5 protein-coding genes are annotated in these 6,386 nt (G+C 71.3%); 3 read left to right on the top strand and 2 right to left on the bottom strand.

From position 1 onward, the window contains the following. Positions 1-29: 29 nt before the first annotated feature. On the bottom strand, positions 30-1,391 hold the full coding sequence (locus ACFWFI_RS39985; protein WP_387400423.1) for a bifunctional o-acetylhomoserine/o-acetylserine sulfhydrylase: 1,362 nt from the start codon (positions 1,389-1,391) through the stop codon (positions 30-32). A 204-nt stretch (positions 1,392-1,595) separates the two neighbouring features. After that, positions 1,596-2,468 (bottom strand): RNA polymerase sigma factor SigF, encoded by an 873-nt coding sequence (locus tag ACFWFI_RS39980; RefSeq protein WP_387400421.1) that lies wholly within the window; start codon positions 2,466-2,468, stop codon positions 1,596-1,598. 503 nt (positions 2,469-2,971) lie between these two features. Here ACFWFI_RS39980 and ACFWFI_RS39975 point away from each other — a divergent pair. The 3 genes from ACFWFI_RS39975 to ACFWFI_RS39965 all read left to right on the top strand — a co-directional run bounded on the left by ACFWFI_RS39975 (position 2,972) and on the right by ACFWFI_RS39965 (position 6,359). Further along, positions 2,972-3,814: a GNAT family N-acetyltransferase gene (locus ACFWFI_RS39975; RefSeq protein ID WP_387400420.1), complete on the top strand. Its 843-nt coding sequence runs from the start codon at positions 2,972-2,974 to the stop codon at positions 3,812-3,814. Positions 3,815-3,844: 30 nt separating this feature from the next. Then, the gene (locus tag ACFWFI_RS39970) at positions 3,845-5,038 is read left to right on the top strand and encodes a PP2C family protein-serine/threonine phosphatase (protein ID WP_387400425.1); all 1,194 of its coding nucleotides are present in this window, start codon (positions 3,845-3,847) and stop codon (positions 5,036-5,038) included. A 115-nt stretch (positions 5,039-5,153) separates the two neighbouring features. Next, positions 5,154-6,359 (top strand): glycoside hydrolase family 6 protein, encoded by a 1,206-nt coding sequence (locus ACFWFI_RS39965; protein WP_387400419.1) that lies wholly within the window; start codon positions 5,154-5,156, stop codon positions 6,357-6,359. The last annotated feature ends 27 nt before the right edge of the window (positions 6,360-6,386 follow it).

Below are 6,386 nucleotides of genomic sequence, written 5' to 3'. Positions count from 1 at the left end.
GGGGAGCGTGGTGGGCGCGGCGACCCGGTTCAGGACGCCGCCTTCGCGGCGCGGAACCCTGCCTCCAGATCCGCCTTGAGGTCGTCCACGTTCTCCAGGCCCACGGAGAGCCGCACCAGGCCCGCGGTCGCGCCCGTCGCGGCGAGCTGCTCCTCGGTCAGCTGGCTGTGCGTCGTGGACGCAGGGTGGATGATCAGGCTCCGTACGTCACCGATGTTGGCGAGGTGGCTGAACAGTTCGACCGCGTCCACGAACCGCTTGCCGGCCTCCACGCCGTCCCGCAGCTCGAAGGCGAGCACGGCACCGGCGCCGCGCGGCAGGTATCGCCGGCCGGCGTCGTACCAGGGGCTCGACTCGAGGCCGGCGTAGTGCACCGCCGACACCTCGTCGCGGCCCTCCAGCCAGCGGGCGAGCGTCAGCGCGTTGGACGTGTGCCGCTCCAGACGCAGGCTGAGTGTCTCCACGCCCTGGAGGAGCAGGAAGGCCGAGTGCGGCGAGAGCGCGGGTCCGAGGTCGCGCAACAGCTGGACCCGCAGCTTCACGGCGAAGGCGCCGTGCCCGAGATCCGGCCAGTACCGCAGGCCGTGGTAGCTGGGGTCCGGCGTGTGGAAGTCCGCGAAGCGCTCCGCGTGCGCCCCGAAGTCGAAGGTGCCGCCGTCCACGACGACACCGCCGATCGTGGTGCCGTGACCACCGAGGAACTTCGTCGCGGAGTGGATCACGATGTCCGCGCCGTGCTCCAGCGGCCGCAGGAGGTAGGGCGTGGGCACCGTGTTGTCGACGATCAGTGGAAGCCCCGCCTCGTGGGCCGTGTCGGCCACGCCGCGGATGTCGAGGACGTCGCCCCGCGGATTGCCGAGCGTCTCCGCGAACAGGGCCTTGGTGTTGGGCCGGATCGCGGCCCGCCACGCCTCGATGTCGTCGGGGTCCTCCACGAACGAGACCTCGATGCCGAACCGGGGAAGCGTGTGCCGGAACAGGTTGTACGTACCGCCGTACAGGGAGGCGGAGGAGACGATGTGGTCCCCGGCGCCCGCCAGCGTCAGGAGCGCGAGCGTCTCGGCCGCCTGACCGGAGGCGAGCGCGACGGCGGCGACGCCGCCTTCGAGCGCGGCGATGCGCTGTTCCAGGACGTCCTGCGTGGGGTTGTGGATCCGGGTGTAGATGTTGCCGGGCTCGGCCAGCGAGAAGAGGTCGGCCGCGTGCTTGGTGTCCTTGAAGACGAAGGACGTCGACTGGTAGATCGGCACCGCCCTGGCACCGGTCGTCGGATCCGGCGCCGCGCCGGAGTGGATCTGCTTCGTCTCGAAGGACCAGGCGGCCCCGGCGTCCTGCCGGTCGTGGTCCTCAGGGGTGTGTCCCGCGGTGACGGAGTCGACGGGCTGGCTCATGTCATACCTCGCACGGTCGTTCGGAGGATGTCCGCGCGAGCACGGTGGCGACGCGGCGGCGGCGTACTGGTTACGGACCGTAGAGGCCGCCCGCGCCAGGACGGAAGCAGGTCGCGCACGTGGCCACGAAGCTGCAATGCCGCCGCAACAGACGCGCCGGACCGGCCCCGCCGTTCGCGGAGCCGGCCCGGCGTCGGTCGTACGTCAGTCCTGTGTGAACATCCCGCTGCGCAGCTTGCGGAGGATGCGGCTGAGCAGGCGCGAGACATGCATCTGCGAGATTCCGAGCTCCTCGCCGATCTGAGCCTGCGTCATCTCCTGACCGAACCGCATGTCGATGATGCGGCGCTCGCGTGCGTCGAGCTCGCCCAGCAGCGGGGCGAGCGTATGGAGGTTCTCCACCGTCTCCATCGCGGGATCGGGCTCGCCCAGTACGTCCGCGTAGGTGCGTCCGCCCGTCGCGCGGCCCACCTGGTCCGCCGAGTCGGCCGGCATGTCGAGCGATCCGGCCGTGTAACCGTTGGCCGCGACGATGCCCTCGGTGATCTCTTCCTCATCGAGACCGAGATGCTCGGCGAGCTCCCGCACCGTGGGATCCCGGTCGAGGTCCGCCGCCAGTGCCTCCTTCGCCTTCGCGAGGTCCACCCGCAGCTCCTGCAGCCTGCGCGGCACATGCACGGACCAGGTGGTGTCCCGGAAGAAGCGCTTTATCTCACCGACGATGTACGGCACGGCGAACGAGGTGAACTCGACCTCACGGGAGAGGTCGAAGCGGTCGATGGCCTTGATCAGACCGATGGTGCCGACCTGGACGATGTCCTCCATGTCGCCGCTGCCCCGGTTCCGGAAGCGACCGGCGGCGAACCGCACGAGGGACAGGTTCATCTCGATGAGGGTGTTCCGGGCGTACTGGTGCTCGGGAGTGCCCTCGTCCAGCACCTGCAGGCGGTCGAAGAAGAGCTTCGACAGCTTCCGTGCGTCCTGCGGGGCGATCACCCCGGCGTCCTCGATCCAGGGGAGTCCGCCAGGGGCACCTACTCGTTCGGCACCGGCGGTCTGTGCAGTGTGCACGGTCATCCCGTCACGCTCCTCAGATTGTGGGCCGTGAGGTGTAGGCGCCTGCCCGAAGGACCGCAACTCATGCACGGAGAGGTTGATTTGAGCCACACGCGTGCCGGTATTGGCCGGGAATAACCCTGATCGCCCTCAGGGGCCGTGACCACGGAGCCCTGGTGTGCGCGGGGGCACACAGAACCGCCCCACCGGTACGGGGGAGCCCGGTGGGGCGGTCGTATCCAGAGTGCCACAGGCCGATGCCTGTTGGGGCCCTATCCCGCGCAGTGGTGCACTATTCGCCGGACCGGCCGTTCCGCGTACCGCGCACACGGGCCAGCCCCGATCGCGGGGCGGGGCCGCAGGCGCCGGGCGGGACGGCGCGTTTGCCGGCGGCGCGGCGCCCGGGCGGGCACTTCTTTGATTGCACGCTCGTGAACAGACAGGCGGCCCGGGAATAGCCGCGGGGTGAGCGGGCCTTCCATCCCTGTCGACGGCCGCCGCTATGAACCGGAGTGAGAGAGTCCATGCCCGAGGCCACACCCCTGCCCACCAACCCGTCCACGCCGCGGGTCACGGATCCGTCCACGCCGAGGGTGCCCGTCCCCGGGGCGGGAATCGAAGCGTCCCATCCGCTGGACAACCCGGCCCGCGCCTCGCTGACCGGTCCGCACGCCCACTTCGCCGAGCGGCGCGGACGCGTCCTGCGCTACCGGCCCGACGTCACCCCCTGGCTCGCCCTGCCGGACGGGCCCGACGCGCAGGACTGGGCCGATGTCGCCGCGCTCGCGGGCCCCGGCGCCTCCGTCACGCTCACCGCCTTCCGAGAGCCCCCGCCGGCCGACTGGGAGATCGTCTTCCAGGCCGAAGGCGTCCAGCTGGTGGACGACCACGTGGACGCCGCCCCCGACCCGGAAGCCGTGCTGCTCGGCCCGGCCGACGTGCCGGAGATGCTGGAACTGGTGGCACGCACCCGCCCCGGCCCGTTCCTGCCGCGCACGGTCGAGCTCGGCACCTATCTCGGCATCCGCCGCTCCGGAGTCCTCGTCGCCATGGCGGGGGAGCGGCTGCATCCGCCCGGCTGGACCGAGATCAGTGGCGTCTGCACCGACGAGTCCGTCAGGGGCCAAGGGCTCGCGACGCGCCTCGTCGGGGCGGTGGCCCACGGCATCAGGGAACGGGGCGAGACACCTTTCCTGCACGCCGCGGCATCGAACACCTCCGCCATCCGGCTCTACGAGTCCATCGGCTTCACCCTGCGCCGCAGGACCGCCTTCCTCTCGGCGCTCGTCCCGGCGGACGCGGTGCCGCGCACCGACGCCAGGACCGGGAACCGGGGGACGGGTAGCTTGGAACAAGTGGGGCGTTAGGGACGAACAGGCGGGAGGCCTGCCGTGGTCATGCGACTCCGGCGCCCGTCGGTGGCGCGCATGGCGCCGCTGCCCGGGGCGGATGCGGAGGAGACGGCGGCGGGCGACGCCCGGATCGGGAACTGGGCACTCGCGCTGTGGATGCTTCTGCTGACCGTCGCGGTCGTACTCCTCGATGCCCTCACCGGTGAGGATCTCCCACTCATCCCGCTCCTGGTCGTGCTGCCCGCGCTGGCATCGGTCTTCTGCACGATCCGCCAGACCACCGCTGTGGCGGTATGGGTCACGCTGGTGGTCAGCGCATCCCGGATCGCCTCGACCGGCTCCTTCTGGGACGTGCTCTTCCTCATCGGTTTCACGGCACTCGCCAGCTCCCTGGGCGTCGTCGCCTGTGCCGCGCGCATCCGCCACGCCACCGAGGTGGCGAGACTGCGTTCGGCGGCCGTCGCGCTCCAGCGCCAGATCCTGCGGCCGCTGCCCATCGTCACGCGGCAGGTCTGCGCCCACGGCCTCTACGAGCCGATCGAGGAGGACCGCTTCGTCGGCGGCGACATCTACGAGGTCGTGCAGTCACCCCATGGGACCCGCGTGATCATCGGTGATGTGCAGGGCAAGGGGCTGCCCGCGATCGGCGTCGGTTTCGCCGCGCTCGGCGCGTTCAGGGAGGCGGCCGTGAGGGAGCCCGAGCTCACGTCGGTGGCCGACTCCGTCGAGGACGCGGTCGTCCGGCACAACGCCTTCTCCGCCGAGACCGGTGAGGCCGACCGCTTCGTCACCGCCCTGGTGCTGGGGTTCGACGGTGGCGACCGGGTGCAGGTCGTCAACTGCGGGCATCTGCCGCCGCGGCTGCTGCACGACGGGGCCGCGTCGGTGGTCACCCTGCACCGGACGTCCGTACCACTGGGCCTGGCGGATCTCAGCGGTGAGGCGCGCGCCGCGGAGTGGGTCGGCTTTCCGTCCGGCGCCGCCCTGCTGGTCTTCACCGACGGAGTGACCGAGGCGCGTGACGCGACCGGTGTCTTCTACCCTTTCGACGATCGGCTCGGCCGGTGGGTGGGGCGCGAGCCGGACCAGGTCCTGGAGGCGCTCCAGGCCGACCTGCAGAGCTTCTCCGGCGGAGTGCGCCGCGACGACGTGGCCGTGCTCGTCCTGAGCAGGCCGCCGGACGGCGAGAACGCGGCCGGGTCTCTCGGAACGCCACGACGGAATAGCCCCTCGAAGTGACAGCCGCGTCTCTCTTGACGCATACATGGCCCTCCGGAACCCTCATGGGAGCGCTCCCGCATCGACCGTCGCGAGCGCTCCCGTCCGTTCGCCCGCGACAGAGGGATGGATTTCCATGCGCACCGGAGCGACCCTGTTGCCCGCCCTGCCGCTCGCCTGTGCGGCGGCTCTGCTGCTGACCGTCCAGGCGGTCGCGGCCGGCCCCGCGGACGGTGCGCGAAGCGAGGCTGCCGCCGTGCGCACCGACGGCCGCGGCACCCGCCTCTACACCCCCGACGCCAACCCCGGCGCATACAGCCAGGCCCTGGACCTCGTACGCCGCGGCCAGGTCCGCGACGCCGCCGGAATCCTGGCCATGGCCCGCACGCCGCACGCCGTCTGGTTCGGGGACCGGACTCCCGCCGACGTCGAGAGGGAGGCGAAGCGGATCGTCCGTGAGGCGGACAAGCAGGACACCGTCCCGGTCCTCGCCCTCTACAACGTCCCCGGCCGGGACTGTGCCAACTACTCCGGCGGTGGAGCCTCCACGACCGCGGAGTACCGCGCGTGGATCGACGCCGTCGCCCGCGGCATCGGCCGCCACGACGCGCTTGTCGTCCTGGAGCCCGACTCCCTCGCCCTGCTGCCCGCCGACTGCGGGCAGGACGACGCCGAGGGCACGAAGACCGCGGCCCGTTACACCGAGGTGAACTACGCGGTCGACGCGCTCGAACCCCTCGCCCGCACCAAGGTCTACCTCGACACCGGGCACCAGGGCTGGCACTCGGTCAACAGCATAGTGCCGCGTCTCCTGGAGGGCGGCGTGGAGCGGGCCACCGGCTTCTACACCAACGCCTCCAACTACCACACCGAGAACGACAACACCTGGTACGGCACTCTGATCTCGTCGTGCCTCGCCTATGTGGACAAGGGCGGTGACAGTGCCGACTGCCCCGACCAGTGGTGGCCCCGCACCGACGCCCGGTCCTGGCTGGACACCCATGTCGACACCGATCCGGCCCTGATGAAGCACTTCGTCACCGACTCCAGCCGCAACGGCCGAGGCACCTGGACCGCGCCCGCGGGGAAGTACACCGACGCGCAGGAGTGGTGCAACCCGCCGGACCGCGGTCTGGGTGCCCGCCCCACCACCAGCACGGGGGACCCGCTCCACGACGCACGCCTGTGGATCAAGATCCCGGGAGAGTCGGACGGGCTCTGCCTGCGCGGAACGGAGGGCCCCGAGGATCCGGAACGCGGCGCCGCCGACCCGGCCGCGGGCGCCTGGTTCCCCCAACAGGCCCTGGAGCTCGTCAGGTTCGCCGAACCTCCGCTGTTCTGACGGCGCGGGGCGGAGCCGGTGCGTACA

The organism is Streptomyces sp. NPDC060209 (assembly GCF_042728155.1).
Lineage (GTDB): Bacteria > Actinomycetota > Actinomycetes > Streptomycetales > Streptomycetaceae > Streptomyces.
Note: the sequence above shows the minus strand (reverse complement) of the source record. Positions and strands in the feature narration are given on the sequence as shown.